The following is a 19,791-nucleotide window of genomic DNA, read 5'->3' on the forward strand; positions in this document are numbered from 1 at the left end:
AAGGAGTATTGATATGTATACCATCGCTGAGTTTTCTCGGATTTGTAAAATGAGTACGCGGAAGTTAAGACATTATGACAAAGAGGAGATATTAAAACCGGCATATGTGAATCCGGTTAATGGGTATAGGTATTATGAGCAAGAGCAGCTGGAAGTAGCATTGAAAATAAAAAAGCTAAGGGAGTATAAATTTCCTCTTCCAAAAATTAAAATTGTTTTGCAGTCATCGGATCAAGATTCGTTTGTTCAACATATACAATCACAAATTATCGAGTTGTCTCATGAAGTGAAGCAAAATTTACAGGTTATTTCAGAAATGAATGAAATGGTAATGGTGAATAGTAGTCTAAATATTGCTCGCCATAGAAGTTACGATATATTAATGGGAATGAGGAACGAAGTAACGCTAATTACTCAAAGAGTAAAAATAGATATAGATGATATGGATGATTATTTTTATGACTTATATGAAGAGGTACAAAAAAATAACTTTCAAATAGTCGGTTCTCCATCTGCAGTCTTTTATGATGAAGAATATATTCCAAGTAACAGTGATATTGAGTTAAGAATTCCGGTTATGCAGGGGAATGATGAAGACGTAGCACCAAAGTATGAAATGAAACAACTAAGTCCACATCATATCGTTACTACTATGCATTATGGAAGTTATGACTATATAGGTTACGCTTATATAGCGTTAGAAGAATGGGTTGAAAAAAATGGGTGTGTAATAGTTAATTCGCCATATGAGGTTTATATAAAGGGATCTGAATGTGATTGTTTAGCAGAAGAGTATGTGACACAAATTTGTTTTTTAGTTACGAAAATAGAATGAGAATAAGGATTGACATTAACATTATGTCAATCCTTATTCTATGTACGAAAGCAATTTATCATAATAAAAAGGCGAAATAAAGAGTCACCTTATAAAGTTGCTACAAGTAAATGAAGATATTCCTGTTGACCTTAACACGATGTCAAAGTATAGACTGTACGTACATTCATATAAGGGGTGAACACGTATGAGAAATATAGAAAATAGTTTGTTTTATATGCCTGCGGAATGGGAGAAACATGAAGGTACATGGCTCCAATGGCCACATGATAAAGCACATAGAGGTGAAGGTTATAGAGCTAAGTTAGATGATATTTGGATATCGATGGCAAAGGAGCTTCACTATGGAGAAAATGTCCATATTGTTGTATGTGATGAAGAAGAGAAAATACATGTCCAATCGAAGTTAATGGAAGCTAATGTAAATATGGATAAAATTGATTTCTTAATTCAAGAAACTGATGATATTTGGATAAGAGATAACGGACCAATCTTTGTAACGGATAAGGAAGGGAATCGCTGCCTAACGCACTGGATATTTAATGGTTGGGGAAATAAATATCCGTACGAAAAAGACGCTAATATTCCGAATAAAATAAGTGAAATGTATCGCATTCCAAAAGTTGAATCTAGTGTCTGTCTAGAGGGCGGGGGAATTGAGATAAACGGAAACGGGACCTTAATGGCGGCGAAAACGTCTATTATAAATGAAAATCGAAATCCCACACTAAGTCAGAAAGAAATTGAAATGGAGTTAACGAAATATTTAGGAGTAACAAATTTTATATGGATAACTGGTATACGCGGAGAAGATAATTATGATGAAGATACGGATTATCATATTGATGGCGCGGCACGGTTTGTAAATGAAAATACGATACTGTATGAATATGATCCTTTCGATGAAGGAGAGCCATACCTTTTGGAGGCGTACGAAAAGCATTATCAAGAATTACGGCAAGCGAAAAATATAGATGGAAAGCCATTTCAGCTCATTCCAGTACCAGTAACAAGAAAAGTGGTAAAAGAAGCAGATTGTAAAGGATCGTACTTAAATTTTTACATTGGTAATGAAGTTGTGTTGGTACCTATATACGGTGATGAACATGATAAATTAGGGCTTCAAATCATTGAAGGTCAATTTCCAGGGAGAAGAATTGTTGGTATATATGTTAACGAATTGTATGCATACGGTGGTATGATTCATTGTGTGACGCAGCAGCATATAGAATAGAGTAATTCAAATGAAAAAGCATGCAGAGCATATACTCTGCATGCTTTTTATAATGTTGAAAACTCCTCAACAAGTTGAGTGAATTGTTTCAATGCACTTTCAATCGGTTCTGGCGTAGTTAAATCAACACCAGCTTTTTTCAATAGGTTTAGTGGATAATCAGAACTTCCACCTTTCAGGAATTCAATATAATTTTTCTGAGCATTCGGATCACCGCTTAATAGTTTATCAGCGATTTGAATGGCAGATGCGAATCCAGTTGCATATTTGTATACGTAAAACGGGCGGTAGAAATGAGGGATTCTAGCCCATCCGTATTTTACTTCTTCATCAAATACAAGTGAATCACCGTTATATTCTTTAAATAGTTTTTCATAAATTTCACTGAAGACTTGTGCATTTAATGGTTTACCTTGTTCCGCCATTTCATGTGTGATTTTTTCAAATTCTGCAAACATAATTTGTGTAAAGAAAGTACCTTTGAATTTTTCAATAAAATGGTTAACTAAATGGTTACGCACGTTCGTTTCTTTTGCTTCTTTTAATAAATAGTGAATTAATAACACTTCATTTACTGTAGAAGCGACTTCTGCCACAAAGATAGAATAATGTGCAGAAATTCTTGGTTGGTATCCATGTGAATAGTGCGTATGCATACCGTGCCCGCATTCATGAGTAAGAGTGAACAGGCTATTTAAATCATCGTGATGATTTAAAAGAATGAAAGGATGAACACCATATACACCAAAGTTATAAGCACCAGAACGTTTTCCTGGTGTTTCTCTTACGTCTATATATCGTTTATCTTTAAAACTTTTTAATGTCTCAATATATTCTTCTCCTAAAGGAGCTAGTGATGCAATCATAATGTCAAATGCTTCACTATATGGGATGTCTTGTTTTGCACCTTCTACTAAATCGACGCCTAAGTCGTATTGTCTTAGTTCATCTACGTTTAATTTTTCTTTTCGAATTTCATTGTATGTATGTAATGTTTGAATGTTTTTTTTCGTTGTATCAATAAGGTTTTCATATACTTCTTTCGGAACCATATCGCCAAATAATGATTTCTCTAGCGCTGATGGATAGTTTCTTAGCTTCGAAACGGTAACATTATTTTTAATAGCAGCGGATAAAGTAGATGCGATGGAATTCTTTAACTGAACATATGGTTTGTAATATGCTTTATAAGCTTCTTTACGCTTTTCACGATTCGTATCTTCTATTAACTTTGCATACATTCCGCGTGTTAAGTTCACTTTTTCTCCATCGTCAGTCGTCACTTCACCAAATAATATATCTGCATTGTTTAACATACCAAATGTGTGCTGTGGAGAAGAAAGAGCTTCACCCATTTGTGATAAAATTGCTTCCTGGTCCTTATTCAATACGTGTTTTTTATAACGATATAATTCAAATAAGTCTTCTTTATAATATTGTAAGCCTTCTGTTTCTTCTATGTAAGAATGTAATGTGTTTTCGTCTATGCTAAGTAAGAAGGGGGAAAAGAAAGATTTCGCTGCACTTACTTTCACGTGTAATTGTGATACTTTATCGACAAGAGATTGCGCGTCAGTATCGCGTGTATCAAGGTCAGATTGTAATCGTGCATAAGCGAACATTAAAGATATTATGCTAGAAATTTCTTCACTCTTCGTTAAATAAGCTAATAAACTATTGCCGTCGTGAATATTGCCATTAAACTCGTGTAATTCCTTCGTTAATACTTCAATTTTATGAAAATCACTTTCCCAATCTTCAATTGTATGGTAAATGTCTGTTAAATCCCATTTTTCTATATCAGCTACTTGTAATCGATCTTTAAGTTCTGTCATAATCATTTCCTTTCTAAACATGTAGTTATATTTCTATATAACTATGAAATACAACAAATTGCAAAAAATCCCTGCTGAAAATTGAAAAGCCTTGCTAAAATAACAAGGCTTACATACTTATAGTGTAATTCCAAATTTTGAATGTAAAAGGTTTGTAAATTGCATGTCTGTAACGGTTTCTTTCGTTTTTTTACCATTTTTCGCTACTGTAAGGCTATCTTTCGTTAAAGAGGCATGCCCATCTTCAGTTAGTTTTACAATAAGAGGTAGTTTATTAAAGGGTGACCCTTCATGTTCAACGATAATTTTTTGTGCTGTATTTGCTTTTTCTTCATCCACTTCTTCTATATAAAATGCATAGCCTAACGTCCAATCATCAGCAGAAGATTGATCCAAGAACTCATTGTTTTTCCGCATCTCTAAAATGTAGTTTCCCTTTTCGGTCATTTCTTTACGAATACGATAATCTCCTGTAACAGAGTGAATGACTTCACCTGAGAAAGGGACAGGGGCAAGAGGTAAGTATGATCCGAATCCTACTTCAATTAAATAAAGTTCATTATGATGTGTTAAAACGGTTGCGATATGGCCAGAATCAACAGCCCATATGGAGTTTGCAGCGTTATAAACTGTTCCTGAAACGAGATGAACATCGAATCCAGCATCTTTTAGGAAGTAATACATAGTAGGATTGAGTTCATAACAAAGACCGCCACGGTTATTTACTAAAATTTTCTCTTTCAAATTTTCTTTTGATATTTCTTTAAAATTCTTTTCGAGAATATTTAAGTTTTCAAAAGGAACAGTTTGTGCCATTGCGTACATAATGTTAGATAGATCTTCAAATGAAACTGTGTCTTTTTCTTCTATATGTAATCGTGCGAAAAATTGTTTTTGAAAGTCTGTCATCGAAATCCCTCCGTTATGCTTTTATAGGTAAATTGTAAACAATCTTGAATAGGATGTGAAATTAAAACTACGTTGAATATTTGAAATTAGATTAAAAATAATATGGGAGAGTGAGAGATTGTTACTTTACTAACGGTGGGACGAATATTATAATAATTCTGATAAACTATGCAAGCGCTTTCTTAGAAGGGGATGGTGTACAGATGTTTAAAAGAATAACAATAGTCGGATTGTCAGTTGTTATGTTTTTACCTAGTATATATGAGGAGAGTAAAGCATATGCAGATACAGTTAACAATGGAACGTTAATGCAGTATTTTGAGTGGTATGCTCCGAATGATGGGGATCATTGGAATCGTTTGCGTACTGATGCTGAAAATTTAGCGGAAAAAGGAATTACATCTGTTTGGATACCACCTGCATATAAAGGAACTACGCAAAATGACGTAGGATATGGAGCATATGATTTATATGATCTGGGGGAATTCAATCAAAAGGGCACAGTGCGGACGAAATATGGGACGAAAGCACAATTGAAATCTGCAATTGACGCTTTACATAAGAAAAACATCGATGTATACGGTGATGTAGTTATGAATCATAAAGGTGGGGCTGATTATACAGAAACTGTCACAGCAGTTGAGGTAGACCCGAGCAATCGAAATAATGAAGTATCAGGTGATTATGAAATTAGTGCGTGGACGGGATTTAACTTTCCAGGGCGTGGAGATTCTTATTCTAATTTCAAATGGAAATGGTATCATTTTGACGGAACAGATTGGGATGAAGGAAAGAAATTAAACCGAATTTATAAATTTAGGGGCATAGGTAAAGCGTGGGACTGGGAAGTGTCTAGCGAGAATGGGAATTATGATTATTTGATGTACGCGGATCTTGATTTTGATCATCCAGATGTTGCGAATGAAATGAAAAAATGGGGAACGTGGTATGCGAAGGAATTAAATTTAGATGGCTTTCGTTTAGATGCTGTTAAACATATTGATCATGAATATTTGCGCGATTGGGTAAATCATGTTAGACAGCAAACGGGGAAAGAAATGTTTACAGTAGCTGAATATTGGCAAAATGATATCCAGACTTTAAATAATTATTTAGCGAAGGTCAATTATAATCAATCTGTGTTCGATGCACCACTTCATTATAATTTTCACTATGCTTCAACAGGAAATGGGAATTATGATATGAGAAATATTTTAAAAGGAACGGTAGTTGCGAATCATCCTACACTTGCGGTTACTCTAGTTGAAAATCATGATTCACAGCCTGGTCAGTCATTGGAATCTGTAGTGAGCCCTTGGTTCAAACCGTTGGCATATGCATTTATTTTAACGCGTGCAGAGGGATATCCTTCTGTTTTCTATGGTGATTACTATGGTACAAAAGGAAATAGTAACTATGAAATTCCAGCGTTAAAGGACAAAATTGATCCGATTTTGACGGCACGAAAAAACTTTGCATATGGTACGCAGCGGGATTATTTTGATCATCCAGATGTAATTGGCTGGACAAGAGAAGGTGATAGTGTACATGCTAATTCTGGTTTAGCAACATTAATCTCTGATGGACCAGGAGGGTCAAAGTGGATGGATGTTGGGAAGAATAACGCAGGGGAAGTATGGTACGATATTACGGGTAATCAAACAAATACTGTAACAATTAATAAGGATGGTTGGGGACAATTCCAAGTAAGTGGAGGATCAGTTTCCATATATGTTCAGCAGTAATTTGGTGATGAAAAAGAAGAGGTAGACTGAAATATAAGTTTTCCTCTTCTTTTTATATTGTGCATATTTATCCCGCTATTTGTGGTCAGTCCGATTGGTGAGGGCTTATTAAAGTTTCACTTTATTTTTCCTGAATTTTTATTGTAATAAAAGAGTTAGTCGACCTTTATAACAACAAGAGAGGCATTGGAGTATATAATGTCACCCGTGGCTTCTCTTATTCGTACTCGAAGAACATCCCCTTGATTTAAAGATAGTAAATCAGTTCTGGCGGATGTAGCTCTTATCCCAGAATCACCACCAACTCGCGTTTCGATTGCGAATTGAATGGAATCGTTTATTGTAAGATTTAATATACTAGACGATATAGCTTGTATTACAAATACAATTGAAAAGGATACAGAGTACACGCCAGTGGTATCAATTGTAATAGAATTATTTAATGGATTTATAGTAGTTCCACTAGCAGGTCCTGGAATGGTAAAATTAACATTTGTATTAACTACTGCTGAAAAACCGATTCCTACTTCAGAAGTTATTGTTCCAAATACGGGAAGGATCCCTAAACCGGTTGCGCCAGTAGGACCAGTTATTCCAATTCCGGTAGGGCCTGTAACCCCAGTGGGGCCAGTTATTCCAATTCCGGTAGGGCCTGTAACCCCAGTGGGGCCAGTTATTCCAATTCCGGTAGGGCCTGTGATTCCAGTAGGGAAAGTAAATGGTGGAATTGATGGTAGTGTGGGACCGATTAAATTTGGTTCCAGAGCAGATCCATGTAAAATACTATATTCTTCATTCATATAGTAAACCTCCTATCATTGCTTGTCATAATTATTAAATGTATTAGGGGAAGTAAATGACATTCGCAATAGCGGAGGCGCTTCTTATAATTTCTCTTCAGCGAATATAGACCTAATTTAAGCAATATTGAAATGTATAGTTACGTACTACTAAAGTATGACACCTTTACTTCTCACGTAACATATAGTATGATGATTTCAATAAATTAGATTTCAATGACTATAGTATAAATTAATGAGAGGTGCTTTTTGTGAGTGCGGTAGGTATTAAATAGGAAAAATTTAATGAAATAAATCGGATAAGACCAGGGGATTTTTATGTACATCATACCCCTAATTTTGTCATGCATTTATTTCAAAACCTATGAAGATACCTACAATACTTTATAAAGCGTGTAATAAGGGACTGCCATCTATTTTTTATGGCTTATTTCCTCATACGTTATTACACATGCCTTGTAAATGTAAAAGCTGCGGTATCCCCGCAGCTTTTTTGTATATGTTTTTATTGTATAATTATGGAATTTTATATATAGCTCATTGGAATCTAATGAGTAGGTATCTTCATTTATGATAAAAATCAATCATAGTGAGGAGAAACAAAATGAATACGATGACTTTTGAAAAGTTACAATATAACGAATTAAAGGATATAGTGAAATCTTATTGTGTAAGTGGATTAGGTAAGGAGTTATTAAACAAATTAGAGCCGAGTACGAGTATAAAAGTAGTGAGAAATCGGTTGAATGAAACGACAGAAGCACGAGCTATATTAGATGCAGAAGGGCATGTTCCTTTCTTCGGAATTTCTAATATTGCTAGTACAATTCAAAAATTAGAAAAAGGGATGATTTTAGATCCAGAAGAATTAGTGAGTGTTTCAGACTTTTTACGTGGATGTAGAAAGATTAAAAAGTTTATGTTAGATAAAGAATTTTTTGCACCAGTATTAGCTTCTTATGCAAACTCAATGACTGAATATAAAAGTATTGAAGAGGAAATTAACTTTTCAATTAAAGGAAATAGTATTGATGCAGCTGCAAGTAAAGAGTTAAAACGAATTCGAAATAATATCGATTCTGTAGATGGGAAAATAAAAGAACGTTTAACGAAGTTTTTAAATAGTAGTGCAAATAAGAAATTCATTCAGGAATTCTTTATTAGTAAAAAGGATGACCGTTATACGATTCCAATTAAATCTTCCTATAAAAACCAAGTTGCTGGAAGTATTATTGAAGCCTCGGCAAAAGGTTCTACTGTATTTATAGAACCGCATACGGTTACGAAATTGAATGCAGAATTAGCAGGTTTGAAAGCAGAAGAAGCGGTTGAAGAGTATCAGATTTTAGCGACTTTATCAGGAATGGTGTTAGAAAACATTTATAGTATAAAGATTAACATGGAGCTAATTAGTCAGTATGATATGGTATTTGCGAAAGCGAAGTTTAGTAAATCGATCAATGGAATAGAACCGAAGTTAAACGATCATGGCTACATTCATTTAGTGAATTGTAAGCATCCGCTTTTAACAGGGCAAGTTGTACCGTTACATTTTAAAATTGGTCAAGAGTATCGTAGTTTAATTATTACAGGGCCGAATGCGGGCGGAAAGACAATTGTGTTAAAAACGATTGGATTGTTAACATTAGCTACAATGTCAGGTCTTCATATTGCAGGAGATAAAGGTACAGAAATCGCTATTTTCGAAAATGTATTCGTAGATATTGGTGATAATCAAAGTATTGAAAATGCACTAAGTACATTTTCGTCTCATATGAAAAATCTTTCTGAGATTATGAGGATGTCAAATAATAATACGTTACTTTTATTTGATGAAATAGGGAGCGGTACAGAACCAAATGAAGGTGCAGCACTTGCAATTTCTATTTTAGAAGAGTTGTACCTTGCGGGATGTATTACCGTTGCGAGTACGCATTACGGAGAAATTAAACGATTCTCAGAAATGCATGATGACTTTATGAATGCAGCGATGCAGTTTAATAGTGAAACGCTAGAGCCGCTTTATAAATTAGTTATCGGAAAATCAGGAGAAAGTAATGCACTTTGGATTGCGAATAAAATGAGCGTAAAAGAACATGTACTGAAAAGAGCGAAAGAGTATATGGGAAATAAAGAGTACGCTTTAGAAAAAGTGAATGAAAGTAAAATTAGAAAACCGAAATTTGTACAAGAAAAAAGAGAATCTCATTATGAGTACAAAATCGGCGATCGTGTGAATTTATTGGATCATGATGATTTTGGTATCATCTATAAGGAAAAAGATAATTTTTATAACGTTGTTGTATATTATAACGGTGAATTCGTTGAAGTAAATGTAAAACGTATTACTTTAGAAGTAGCAGCGAAGGAGTTATATCCAGAAGGATACGATTTAAATACACTATTTGTTGATTATAAAGAAAGAAAAATGCAACACGACATTGAGCGCGGATCGAAAAAAGCACTGCGTAAAATTCAAAAAGAAATAAGAAAGAATAGAGGATAAGTTAAAATGGTAACGATTAGACAAGAACAAAAAAATGATTATAGAAAAACAGAAGAAGTCGTAAAAGAAGCATTTTTAAAGGAAGAATTTAGTGATAAAACAGAACATGAACTTGTAAAACGTATTAGAGAATGTGACGCGTTTGTTCCAGAGTTATCAATTGTTGCGGTAGATGAAGATATAGTTGGTCACATTATGTTATCGAAAATTACAATAGAACAAGATGGAACTTCTGTAGAATCGTTAGCACTTGCACCAGTTTCAGTTGCTAGGGGTCATCAGAAAAAAGGAATTGGTGGAAAACTGATTGTAGCTGCATTAGAAAAAGCGAAAGAACGTGGATACGGATCAGTTGTAGTATTGGGACATCCAGAGTACTACCCGAAATTTGGTTTTAAGAAAGCAAGTGAGTGGAATATAAAAGCACCGTTTGAAGTGCCTGAAGAGGTATTTATGATAATGGAATTAACAGAAAATTCTCTTCGAGGTGTAGAAGGAATTGTACAATATTCGAGTGCTTTTGCTGAGTAGGAGTAACGGTTAAGAAATGTAATCATAAAAGATGCTATCTTTTTGTATGGATATACAGAAAGATAGCTTTTTTTATTAAACGGATCTACTGACGTATATTTTGCTCAATGAATAATTGAGGTGGTAAAATTGATATAGAAACGTAAAGGGAGAGAATGAAATGAATAAGCGAGAAACAGATAGCAATGAGAATGCAGTGACGTTATATGTTACAAGACATGGTAAAACAATATTAAATACGAATCATCGCGCGCAAGGTTGGGCTGATTCTCCATTAGTAGAAAAAGGTGTTGAAGTTGCCACAAATTTAGGAATAGGATTAAAAGATATTCATTTTATGAATGCGTATAGTAGTGATAGCGGCCGAGCAATTGAAACTGCTAATTTAGTATTAAAATATAGTGAGCAATCAAAATTAAAACTTGAGCAAAGAAAAGATTTGCGAGAATTAAATTTCGGTATTTTTGAAGGTGAAAAACTTGAGAACATGTGGGATGTGGTTGGAAAAGCTGCAGGCGTTGCATCACCAGAAGAACTTATGAAGTTTTCTATTCAAGAAGTGATTAATCTTATTAGAGTAGCAGATCCTACGAAACAGGCGGAAGATTGGGAATTGTTTTCTACTCGTATAAAAAAAGAGATAGATAAAATTAGTGAAGAAGCTGCTGGAAATGGTGGCGGTAACGTTTTAGTTGTCGTTCATGGGCTTTTGATTACTACTTTAATAGAAATGTTAGACAGTAGCAAAACAAAACTTGGGGTGGAAAATGCTAGTGTGACGAAGATTGTATATCAAGATGGAACATATACAGTCGAGTCGGTTGGAGATATGAGTTATGTTGCAAAAGGGAAAGAAAGTGTGGAAATATAATTAAATCTCAAATAGAAATAAGAAAAGGAAGGTAGAGAAATCTAGCTTCCTTTTCTTATTTTTAATATATCATTTATTAATATGAATCGGAATATTCTGTTAAAAATTAACTATTGAAATTATTGTAATGGTATAATTAGAGAGTAGGAACAATAAATTAGTTTGCAGTGTATTGGAGTTGGAGGGACATTAGTCTAGCCTTACATTTCATCTCGGAATCTAAAGTAAGTATACGAGAAATAAAGTGAAACTTTAATCATTGGGGGTTTTCTTCATCCCCCAATGATTATTAGTTGAACCAATCGGACTTTTATGGGCAGTTGATCCCCCCTAACTTCTTTGCTTTCGCTGTATTTTGAGGTGGGGGTCTTACTGCCCATTAAAGCGGGATAAAACAAAGTAAGGAATATGTGAATATGGATGGTACATAGTATGTGATTTATGTTCAGTTCTAAGGAGAAAAAAATATTAACAATTATATGGAGAAGTGATTATGTTGATTAAATTCGTTCATTTGTTATTTGGAAAACCGTGTGAAAAAGGTGATTCGTTCCAAACTAAGTTTCCACGTTTTATTTATTGGAGTGCAGTTGTATTTTATTTTTTTGGAATGCTATTATTTGGGATTCTTTCTTTTATTGATACTGTATTTATTGGATCGTTGATATCAGGAGGTTTGTTCTTTCCTTTAATATTTAGATTCATTTATTATATAAACTTAAAAATGAGGGGCCTAGAAAGAGAAGCGTAGAGAAAAAATATAAATAACAGGGTTATTGAAAAGAAGCGAGATTGATGTTAAGAGATAATAAAGTTGTTTAATTTACAATAAAGTCCTTTGAAAATAATAAAGTTGTTTAATTCTTATTGAATTAACGGTGCAGGATAGTTGAATAAGGATGATGATATACTTAAGGGGGAATTTACTTTATTTTATAATTTATGAGGTGGAAAATGGACTCTTTAGAATTAAACAAATCTAAATATATTGTCTCTAATATCAAAGAAATTTTGCATAAAAAGCTTATTCTTGATAAACCGTTAACTAAAGATGAGGTAAAAAAATTAAAACTAGTTAATCCCCCTGTATACGAAAAAGAGAAGTATCTCATTCAAAAACGGTGGTTTTATAGTATTAATATCGGAGAATGGGAAGATGTGGAGATTATTATTCAGGGGAATAATGAAAATCCCGATATGGAGATTATCGAAATGGCAGAAAAAACATTCGATGAACTCCATCTACATATAAGCTGTGCATTAAAATATTTACAGAAATTCTTCCCTAATCAAGAAATGAAGAACTACTATCTATCCACAATATTTTTTGGAAAGATGGTTAATTTTGACGATTATATATTTTCTGGGTTTAGTTTAGCTTTTATTTATGATGGTCACTTTGAGTTTCAGTATAAAGTAAAATTTAAAAACGATGGATGGCCTATTGGTTTTGAAGGTGGGCCACTTTAATAATAATAGATAATTTTTTCTTATTGAACTAACGGGTGCTTTAGTTGAACAAGATTTAAACAACTTTATTATTAATTTTTGTCTACAAGCACATTTAAATGGTTAGAAATTAAACAACTTTAAAGAGCTTTACCACAATATGATTTGTAGCCAGGCTCTTATATTTTTAGATCAGAATTAAATAACTTTATTATCACTTTACAATTGAACATAAATAACGTTAAAAAAGGAAGCAAAGAACTACATTCTAGCTTCCTTTTTTATTGGAACAATTATGGAATTAATAAAATCTTCCCAGTACTTTTTCTGCTCTCTAATAATTCATGGGCAAGAGCACCATCTTGTAAGGCGAATGTGGTAGGGTTCTCAATATTTAATTTTCCAGTAGCGATCCAATTAAATAATTGAGTAGATCGCTTTTTACGTTCTTCATACGTAGTAAGCACGTTCCAAAGGTCTCCGCCAGTTAAAGTTTTTGAAGTATCCATAAGCATACGCGGATCAACGGGAGCAGGATTACCGCCGGCCATTCCGTAAAATACGACAGTACCACCAGTTTTAGTAGCATTAAAACTTTCCTCTAATGTAGAACCTACTGATTCATATACAATATTTACTCCAGTTCCATTAGTCATTTCAAGTACCTTCGTATGCCATGATTCCGTATATAAAAATACGTGATCGGCACCAGCTAATGTAGCAATCTTTGCTTTCTCTTTTGATGACGTTAAACCAATTACTTTTCCGCCATATAGTTTAATCATTTGAACGAGAAGTTGACCAACGCCACCAGCCGCAGCATGGACTAAAGCTGTATCACCTTGTTTTATTTGATAGCTATCTTTCGTTAAATAATGTGCCGTTAGACCTTGCAATAAGACAGAAGCGGCTGTTTCAAAAGAAATAGAATCTGGAAGCTTAATTGCTCTCTCTGATGGAACGGCAACTAATTCTGCATTTGCAAATGGGACGTCCGCAAATGCAATACGGTCTCCTAGGTTGATAGTAGTAACGGCAGCTCCTACTTTTTCAACAATTCCAGTTCCTTCATAACCTAATACATAAGGCGGATTGCCAGCAAGATGATAATCGCCGCGGCGTCTATAAATATCAGCGAAGTTCAAGCCGATTGCTTTCGTGCGGACGAGAATTTCATTTGGACTTATGATTGGATCGTGTATTTCTTTATAGTGTAGAACATTAGCGTCTCCGAATGTTTCGAAACAAAGTGCTTTCATATGGAATACCTCCATTTTATTGTTTGTCGATGCTCTTTATCATACAATATAAATATCAATAGACAAAGAGGATTATTTCGATGAAATCAATCGGAAATACCGATTGAAAAAGAGGGATGATAAATGGAGATAAAACAATTAATTACATTTAAAGTAGCAGCAGATACTTTGAACTTTACACAAACTGCGAAGAAATTAAACTTTGCTCAATCGAGCGTTACAGCACAAATTAAAACGTTAGAGGCTGAGCTCGGTACACCACTATTTGAGAGATTAGGGAAACGTCTTTTCTTAACTGAAGCAGGAAGAAAGTTTCAACTATATGCGGACAAGATAATCGCACTTAGTAACGAAGCGAAGACGGCTGTGAAAGATGATGAGGAAATAGCAGGTACGTTAATAATTGGTGCACAAGAAAGTCAATGTACATACAGACTGCCTTCTATATTAAAGAGGTTTAAAATACAATTCCCAAAAATAAAACTTATATTTAAACCAGCACATTCCAATAAAGATGCGAAGGAACAATTGATGGAGGGGAAAGTAGATCTTGCATTTATTTTGGACGAATGTAAAACAGAAGATGTTTTGCATGTGGAACCACTTATGAAAGAAGAATTAAAAGTAGTAGCTGCTCCAGGGCATCGTTTACTTGAACAGACTACTGTTTCTATAAAAGATTTAGAGAGTGAAACACTTTTACTAACAGAATTAGGCTGCTCGTATCGGACTTTATTTGAAGAGCTATTTCGCGGGGAAGATGTATATCCAGCAAATAAAATTGAGTTTGTTAGTGTTGAAGCAATTAAACAATGTGTTATTGCAGATTTAGGCATAGCCGTTTTACCAGCAATAGTAGTAGAAAAAGATATACGAGAGGGGACGATAAAAGAGTTACATTTAGAAAATACAATCTCTCCGATTTATACGCAAATCGCTTGGCATAAAGACAAATGGATGACAGTGCCACTGCGACAATTTATTGATGTAACGAGGGAGTTTTTTGTAACGGATTAAGTGGAGAAATATTTATTTTATATAAAAGAAAAAATGGCAATTTTGTATAAAGAACCGATGCTTGAATATAACAAGTATCGGTTCTTTTATGTTTTAAATAAAGGATGCTATAAAATGTGTATTTCTCAACTTTTTTTCTTACAAGGATAAGTAAAGTTCTTCGTATATTCCAATAATCATAAGGGAATTTACAACGTTAATTCGTTTCTGTAAGATGCCTCTAGGAAGCATGGAAGGAGGGCTGACACAGCAGTATAGGTTGTGTTTAGTATACATAATCATTTTGAGGGGGAATTTAAAATGTTTAAAAAGTTAATGAAAGTATGCGTGTTAAGTGCGGCAAGTATAGGTGTATTATTTAGTTTTCAAGGAAGTACATTTGCAGCTACTGATTTAAGTAGTTATTATGACGGGAAAAATCCAGCAACAACGAAAGTATACGGGGGAAGTACAACGTGTGATGCAGATGGATTTAATGCAAAATCTACAGCTGTATATGAAGGTAGTAAAAAAGTAGGGACAGTGTATTTACGTTACAGTAATAAATGTCATGCAGCATGGGCTAAGTTTGTTTTAGATCAACCAGCACCAGCTGTTTCGGGAGGAGTGTACGCGTACGCTGTTGTGAATAAATACAAAAATGGTGTATTCCAAAAATCAGTTACTTCTAATCAGGGGAACGGCACAATAAAAACAGGTCAAACGAGCACTTATACAGGAATGGTATTTGATTTAACTGCTGATTTCGGATACACAGCAGATGCTGAAGCAGTTACGTTTAATAACGGTTATGGGAAAACAGCACGTTATTAATAAAGGAGTGAAAAGATATGAAACTTTTAAAAAAGACGAGTGCATGTTTATTGCTATCTTTACTCGTTGTAACTAGTATGTTTAGCACGACTAATAGCGATAAAGCATACGCAGAAGACCATTCATATGATGGAAAAAGCCCTTACTACAATAGCTGTGATCAATCCGCAGTAACGAAAGAAAAGAAGTGGATTGATTCAAATTCTTATGTAGAATTAAAATTTAGCACGACGTGTAAAACAGCATGGGCAAAAGTTACTGTAACCCGCCCGGCAGTTTATAATAACGAAGCTGATGCAAGGATTGTTAGAAAAACAGATGGAAAGGCATACACTTGTGGAAGTGCTGGAGGAAATGGTGTTGTAAATAAAGGGCAAACATCATGTTATACGCCAATGGTATATGACTTAGATCCAAGGAAAGCGCAAGCGCAGGGGAAACATGCAATTCCGAATAGCGATGCTTATAATTATGCTGAGACAATTTGGTATTGATGAGGATATGAAGAGTGTAAGATAGAATATTTTAAGAGCATGTTTTGATTGGATTTCAAAACATGCTCGATTTGTATTCATTCTAATTTTTTTGGTAATCATGAACCATTGAATTAACTAAGGTCTGTATCAGGAGGAACATATCCAAGGTGCCTAGCCATAGATACAATTTGTCCTTTATGGTGAAACTCATGCGTCTCCGTATGAGTTAAAAGCCATAGCGGGGTTGTACTCCAAGGTTCTTTTTGCCATTTTACTTCATTTGCTATATTTGCGAGCCAACGGTCATTGTATTCATCTAAAAAACGTTGTACAGTCTCATCTACTAACTTAAATCTAGCACGGACTTTTTCAACATCTGCATGCTCAATTTCGTAATCGCTAGCGAATGAAAAATCTACTCGCTTTTGTTTGAATGCGAATGATCCAAGCCAGTATCGATAGCAATCGGCTACATGAATATGTGTCTTTATAATACTACCGCTCCCGAAATTCGGAACAGTGCTATGTAATTTTTCTAGTGGGATTTCTTCCAAGAACGAAAATAGAGTTTCTCTTGTAGAGCTAATAAGATTATATTGTTGTTTTAAAATATGTAACATGTAAGTACACTCCTCTTTTATTTACATAGTAAGTAATTCTATATTTACGAGGAGGGAACCTTTTTATTATTTTTAATAAGCATATTAGATGTATTTCTTATTTGTTTCTGATAGATTAAACATGGTGAAACTTTAATAAGTTGAACATTCTTAGTTCATAATAAATTGTACATCAAGAAGGGGAACGATAACATGAATAGACTAGTGGGTTTAAAACAATTTGAAATAACGCGCGGGGCGTTACTTAAATTTATGGAAACGTTAGATGATAAAACTGTGGATACGCAGCCAGAGGGTTTTAACAATACAATTCGTTGGCATATTGGACATGTGTTAACAGCAGCAGAGACTTTCATGTTTGGAAGAGAATTTAAACAATTGCCAACTGACTATCCAGGTATGTTTGGATATGGATCAAGACCATCTAAATGGACGACAGAAGGACCATCGTTAGAAGTGTTAACGGCTCAATTAAAAGAACAAGCAAAACGTATTAACGAAATTCCAGCAGAAGCATTTGAAAATAAACTGCCAGAGCCATTCCTAGGATTGGAAACAGTAGGGGAGCTTTACGGTATGATGCTTTATCATGAAGCTGATCATATTGGGCAAATGAAGGCGATGGAACGTATTATTAAAGCTCTTTAGTCTTAATTGCATATAACAAGCAATACAGTTGTAATGTTAAATAATATATACAAAAAAGGTAGATAAATTATTATCTACCTTTTTTGTATAACTTCTTGAAGGATTAGAGAATTTTATAATTTTTTATGTTGTGATTATTAATTGTAGTATTCCTAAATATGGAATATACGTATAATGATAGAGAAGAACTAGAAATAGGGGTGAATACTATGATTACATTAGAGAAAAAGTTGGAGCAATATAAACATACATATGTACAGTTAAAGGGAGAACTAAAATGGAAAACGAGTGATTCTCGAACAGGAATGATGATTGCTGCTATGTATGCAGGTAGTGATAAATTGTTTGATCTCGGACGTTTTTTAGAAATTAGTAGTTATATTAAGAATCAGGTAGGGATGTTTTCATACTTAAAGTCTTATCATCGTTTTGTAGTGGCCGCAACATTAGATATTCACTTTACAGATTACAAGAAAGCTTTTCGGACGTTTTTAGATTTATATGAACAATTGGTCACTGGTGGCTTTAGCCGGAGTATATTTACTTATCTCGCAGCAGCTGTGCTTTTGACAGAAGAAGATGAACAGCATGGCGCGCACATTCAGCGTTCGATGCAAGTATATAAACGCATGAAAAAGGATCATCTCTTTCTTACAAGTACAAATGATTATCCGCTCGCAGTTTTATTAGCAGGACAATCAGAGCATGTAGAAACACTTATGGATCGAGTGGAACGTCTTTATCAGAAACTAGCGACAGCTGGTTTGCGTAAAGGGAATGATCTTCAATTTTTGAGTCATATTCTTTCATTAAAGAAGGAGGTCAGGGAAGAACTATTAGTTGCAAAATGTACAAATATATGGAATTTGTTAAAGCAAGAAAAGGTAAAAGTAAAACAGATGCATTACCCAGCTATCGGGCTACTAGCGTTACTCGAGGACGGAGAAAAAGAGATTCATTCTATTAGAGCATTTATTGAAAAATTGCAGGGGGATAAATTGTTCCGTTGGCATACAGATACAAATATTCTTATTGCTATTCAACTGTTCGTAAGTCAGAAAGGTGAGGAAAGTAAAACTACCAACACAGGTTTACAAACTATGATAGAAGTCCTCATACAAGCACAACAGGCAGCCATGATGGCAACGATTGCCACTTCATCTGCAGCAACATCTTCTGCTAGTAGTAGTTCATAATATGTAACTACTTTAATAAGGAAGGTAAAAAAGCCCATCACTTTCTAATGAGTGATGGGCTAACTATTTTTACATAATCAGCATTATTTTTTCGACTCTTTCAAATGTTTGAGTTGTGTAACAATCATAATGCTAATAACAACGAGTAAAAACCATGAACTAATTTTGCTTAAGTGAACGAGATTCCACGCTTCCCGTTGATTTGGATATTGCCATGCTCCGAAAAATGTTGCGATGTTCTCTGCAATCCAAATAAAGAACCCAATAAGGAAAAAGGAGAGAACGAGTGGCATTTTATATGTAACGCCTCGTAATGAAAATTCTACAAATGTCCGAAAGAAAACGATGAATAAAAGTACAGTTAATACCCATCTAAAGTCATATAGAAAATGATGTGTGAAAAAATTAAAGTAAATCATAGCGCCTAGCGGTATAGCAAAAATAGCCCTCGGCCAATGGTACATTTGTAAATGTAATCTTCTCCACGCTTGGCATATGTAACTGGCAACACTTGCATACATAAAGCCACTGTAAAGTGGAACTCCAAAAACTTTTGAATATGCCTCTTCTGGATAACTCCATGAACCGAAATGTACTTTATATATTTCTAGTAAAAGCCCGATAAGGTGAAAAACAGTAATTACTTTTAGTTCATCTTTCGTCTCAAGTCCAGTCTTATACATAATCCACTGCATAAGAAGACATACGATGAGTATGAAATCATAGCGGTATAACCCTGGGATGGAAATGATTTTTGATAGGGCTAGTGTTAAGAAAATAACGACTGGGAATAAACAGGATAATGCTTGCTCGTAAGTGAAGTGTAGTAGTTGTTTTATATAGAACATTGTGTCACCTTCGGGATTTTTATTAGAAAAATCAAAATAATTAATAAGTATACTACAATTTAAAAAATAATCCAGTAGTCTATTTTGCGTGTATTTGTAAGTCTTGGAAGGGAATTGTAATGAGTATTTTAATATTTAGCGAAGTGAAAAAATAGTTTGCTATTTAAAAAAAGTGGGGATATAATATCTAAATGAAAAT

General features: G+C 34.2%; 19 protein-coding genes. 13 read left to right on the forward strand and 6 right to left on the reverse strand.

The genetic code is table 11. The features are described from left to right. Positions 1 to 13: 13 nt before the first annotated feature. Positions 14 to 835: a MerR family transcriptional regulator gene (locus MKY38_RS04955; RefSeq protein ID WP_070180390.1), complete on the forward strand. Its 822-nt coding sequence runs from the start codon at positions 14 to 16 to the stop codon at positions 833 to 835. A 187-nt stretch (positions 836 to 1,022) separates the two neighbouring features. After that, the gene (locus MKY38_RS04960) at positions 1,023 to 2,069 is read left to right on the forward strand and encodes an agmatine deiminase family protein (RefSeq protein ID WP_070180389.1); all 1,047 of its coding nucleotides are present in this window, start codon (positions 1,023 to 1,025) and stop codon (positions 2,067 to 2,069) included. A 47-nt stretch (positions 2,070 to 2,116) separates the two neighbouring features. Here the strand turns inward: MKY38_RS04960 and pepF are convergent, their stop codons facing one another. After that, positions 2,117 to 3,904 (reverse strand): oligoendopeptidase F, encoded by a 1,788-nt coding sequence (pepF, locus tag MKY38_RS04965; RefSeq protein ID WP_070180388.1) that lies wholly within the window; start codon positions 3,902 to 3,904, stop codon positions 2,117 to 2,119. A gap of 117 nt (positions 3,905 to 4,021) precedes the next feature. Beyond that, positions 4,022 to 4,813, reverse strand: coding sequence for an arylamine N-acetyltransferase family protein (locus tag MKY38_RS04970; RefSeq protein ID WP_070180387.1), 792 nt, complete (start codon positions 4,811 to 4,813; stop codon positions 4,022 to 4,024). A 203-nt stretch (positions 4,814 to 5,016) separates the two neighbouring features. On the opposite strand from MKY38_RS04970, the gene amyS reads away from it, so the two are divergent. Next, positions 5,017 to 6,558, forward strand: coding sequence for an alpha-amylase (gene amyS / locus MKY38_RS04975; RefSeq protein WP_070180386.1), 1,542 nt, complete (start codon positions 5,017 to 5,019; stop codon positions 6,556 to 6,558). 155 nt (positions 6,559 to 6,713) lie between these two features. On the opposite strand, the gene betA is transcribed toward amyS, so the two are convergent. Further along, positions 6,714 to 7,358: a collagen-like exosporium glycoprotein BetA gene (gene betA / locus MKY38_RS04980; protein ID WP_341048252.1), complete on the reverse strand. Its 645-nt coding sequence runs from the start codon at positions 7,356 to 7,358 to the stop codon at positions 6,714 to 6,716. Positions 7,359 to 7,962: 604 nt separating this feature from the next. On the opposite strand from betA, the gene MKY38_RS04985 reads away from it, so the two are divergent. The 5 genes from MKY38_RS04985 to MKY38_RS05005 all read left to right on the forward strand — a co-directional run bounded on the left by MKY38_RS04985 (position 7,963) and on the right by MKY38_RS05005 (position 12,736). Next, positions 7,963 to 9,864 carry an endonuclease MutS2 gene (locus MKY38_RS04985; RefSeq protein WP_065224169.1) on the forward strand — a complete coding sequence of 634 codons (1,902 nt, stop codon included), beginning with the start codon at positions 7,963 to 7,965 and terminating at the stop codon, positions 9,862 to 9,864. A gap of 6 nt (positions 9,865 to 9,870) precedes the next feature. Beyond that, the gene (locus tag MKY38_RS04990; RefSeq protein ID WP_070180383.1) at positions 9,871 to 10,395 is read left to right on the forward strand and encodes a GNAT family N-acetyltransferase; all 525 of its coding nucleotides are present in this window, start codon (positions 9,871 to 9,873) and stop codon (positions 10,393 to 10,395) included. Between the two features lie 160 nt (positions 10,396 to 10,555). Then, positions 10,556 to 11,266 carry a histidine phosphatase family protein gene (locus MKY38_RS04995; RefSeq protein ID WP_070180382.1) on the forward strand — a complete coding sequence of 237 codons (711 nt, stop codon included), beginning with the start codon at positions 10,556 to 10,558 and terminating at the stop codon, positions 11,264 to 11,266. Between the two features lie 493 nt (positions 11,267 to 11,759). Beyond that, a complete protein-coding gene (locus MKY38_RS05000; protein WP_000905655.1) occupies positions 11,760 to 12,017 on the forward strand; it encodes a hypothetical protein in 258 nt (85 codons plus the stop codon). A 203-nt stretch (positions 12,018 to 12,220) separates the two neighbouring features. Continuing rightward, positions 12,221 to 12,736, forward strand: a complete 516-nt coding sequence (locus MKY38_RS05005; protein ID WP_030026782.1) for a hypothetical protein — start codon at positions 12,221 to 12,223, stop codon at positions 12,734 to 12,736. Positions 12,737 to 13,008: 272 nt separating this feature from the next. Here MKY38_RS05005 and MKY38_RS05010 read toward each other — a convergent pair whose 3' ends face one another. Next, entirely contained in the window at positions 13,009 to 13,974 is a 966-nt protein-coding gene (locus MKY38_RS05010; RefSeq protein ID WP_070180381.1) for a quinone oxidoreductase family protein, read from the reverse strand. A gap of 123 nt (positions 13,975 to 14,097) precedes the next feature. On the opposite strand from MKY38_RS05010, the gene MKY38_RS05015 reads away from it, so the two are divergent. The 3 genes from MKY38_RS05015 (at position 14,098) to MKY38_RS05025 (ending at position 16,298) form a co-directional block, all read left to right on the forward strand. After that, positions 14,098 to 14,991: a LysR family transcriptional regulator gene (locus MKY38_RS05015; RefSeq protein WP_025708865.1), complete on the forward strand. Its 894-nt coding sequence runs from the start codon at positions 14,098 to 14,100 to the stop codon at positions 14,989 to 14,991. Between the two features lie 300 nt (positions 14,992 to 15,291). Next, the gene (locus MKY38_RS05020; protein WP_000473732.1) at positions 15,292 to 15,804 is read left to right on the forward strand and encodes a YjfA family protein; all 513 of its coding nucleotides are present in this window, start codon (positions 15,292 to 15,294) and stop codon (positions 15,802 to 15,804) included. Positions 15,805 to 15,821: 17 nt separating this feature from the next. Next, positions 15,822 to 16,298, forward strand: coding sequence for a DUF2690 domain-containing protein (locus tag MKY38_RS05025; protein WP_063548184.1), 477 nt, complete (start codon positions 15,822 to 15,824; stop codon positions 16,296 to 16,298). Positions 16,299 to 16,411: 113 nt separating this feature from the next. Here the strand turns inward: MKY38_RS05025 and MKY38_RS05030 are convergent, their stop codons facing one another. Further along, on the reverse strand, positions 16,412 to 16,900 hold the full coding sequence (locus tag MKY38_RS05030) for a DinB family protein (protein WP_065224174.1): 489 nt from the start codon (positions 16,898 to 16,900) through the stop codon (positions 16,412 to 16,414). A 192-nt stretch (positions 16,901 to 17,092) separates the two neighbouring features. Here MKY38_RS05030 and MKY38_RS05035 point away from each other — a divergent pair, with 192 nt between their 5' ends. After that, a complete protein-coding gene (locus MKY38_RS05035) occupies positions 17,093 to 17,548 on the forward strand; it encodes a DinB family protein (RefSeq protein ID WP_070180380.1) in 456 nt (151 codons plus the stop codon). A 158-nt stretch (positions 17,549 to 17,706) separates the two neighbouring features. Next, the gene (locus MKY38_RS05040) at positions 17,707 to 18,744 is read left to right on the forward strand and encodes a DUF4003 domain-containing protein (protein WP_070180379.1); all 1,038 of its coding nucleotides are present in this window, start codon (positions 17,707 to 17,709) and stop codon (positions 18,742 to 18,744) included. 83 nt (positions 18,745 to 18,827) lie between these two features. Here the strand turns inward: MKY38_RS05040 and MKY38_RS05045 are convergent, their stop codons facing one another. Next, the gene (locus MKY38_RS05045; protein ID WP_000499382.1) at positions 18,828 to 19,592 is read right to left on the reverse strand and encodes a DUF817 domain-containing protein; all 765 of its coding nucleotides are present in this window, start codon (positions 19,590 to 19,592) and stop codon (positions 18,828 to 18,830) included. Positions 19,593 to 19,791 lie beyond the last annotated feature (199 nt).

This window comes from Bacillus sp. FSL R5-0585 (assembly GCF_038004545.1).
Taxonomy (GTDB): domain Bacteria; phylum Bacillota; class Bacilli; order Bacillales; family Bacillaceae_G; genus Bacillus_A; species Bacillus_A cereus.

Bases quoted from the DNA above. Each gene is read 5' to 3' on its own strand.
- MKY38_RS05010 (WP_070180381.1), bottom strand. From the start codon at position 13,974: ATGAAAGCACTTTGTTTCGAAACATTCGGAGACGCTAATGTTCTACAC.
- MKY38_RS05020 (WP_000473732.1), top strand. From the start codon at position 15,292: ATGTTTAAAAAGTTAATGAAAGTATGCGTGTTAAGTGCGGCAAGTATA.
- betA (WP_341048252.1), bottom strand. From the start codon at position 7,358: ATGAATGAAGAATATAGTATTTTACATGGATCTGCTCTGGAACCAAAT.
- MKY38_RS05030 (WP_065224174.1), bottom strand. From the start codon at position 16,900: ATGTTACATATTTTAAAACAACAATATAATCTTATTAGCTCTACAAGA.
- MKY38_RS04955 (WP_070180390.1), top strand. From the start codon at position 14: ATGTATACCATCGCTGAGTTTTCTCGGATTTGTAAAATGAGTACGCGG.
- MKY38_RS05000 (WP_000905655.1), top strand. From the start codon at position 11,760: ATGTTGATTAAATTCGTTCATTTGTTATTTGGAAAACCGTGTGAAAAA.
- MKY38_RS05035 (WP_070180380.1), top strand. From the start codon at position 17,093: ATGAATAGACTAGTGGGTTTAAAACAATTTGAAATAACGCGCGGGGCG.
- MKY38_RS05025 (WP_063548184.1), top strand. From the start codon at position 15,822: ATGAAACTTTTAAAAAAGACGAGTGCATGTTTATTGCTATCTTTACTC.
- MKY38_RS04960 (WP_070180389.1), top strand. From the start codon at position 1,023: ATGAGAAATATAGAAAATAGTTTGTTTTATATGCCTGCGGAATGGGAG.
- MKY38_RS05005 (WP_030026782.1), top strand. From the start codon at position 12,221: ATGGACTCTTTAGAATTAAACAAATCTAAATATATTGTCTCTAATATC.
- amyS (WP_070180386.1), top strand. From the start codon at position 5,017: ATGTTTAAAAGAATAACAATAGTCGGATTGTCAGTTGTTATGTTTTTA.
- pepF (WP_070180388.1), bottom strand. From the start codon at position 3,904: ATGACAGAACTTAAAGATCGATTACAAGTAGCTGATATAGAAAAATGG.
- MKY38_RS05040 (WP_070180379.1), top strand. From the start codon at position 17,707: ATGGAATATACGTATAATGATAGAGAAGAACTAGAAATAGGGGTGAAT.
- MKY38_RS04970 (WP_070180387.1), bottom strand. From the start codon at position 4,813: ATGACAGACTTTCAAAAACAATTTTTCGCACGATTACATATAGAAGAA.
- MKY38_RS05015 (WP_025708865.1), top strand. From the start codon at position 14,098: ATGGAGATAAAACAATTAATTACATTTAAAGTAGCAGCAGATACTTTG.
- MKY38_RS05045 (WP_000499382.1), bottom strand. From the start codon at position 19,592: ATGTTCTATATAAAACAACTACTACACTTCACTTACGAGCAAGCATTA.
- MKY38_RS04990 (WP_070180383.1), top strand. From the start codon at position 9,871: ATGGTAACGATTAGACAAGAACAAAAAAATGATTATAGAAAAACAGAA.
- MKY38_RS04985 (WP_065224169.1), top strand. From the start codon at position 7,963: ATGAATACGATGACTTTTGAAAAGTTACAATATAACGAATTAAAGGAT.
- MKY38_RS04995 (WP_070180382.1), top strand. From the start codon at position 10,556: ATGAATAAGCGAGAAACAGATAGCAATGAGAATGCAGTGACGTTATAT.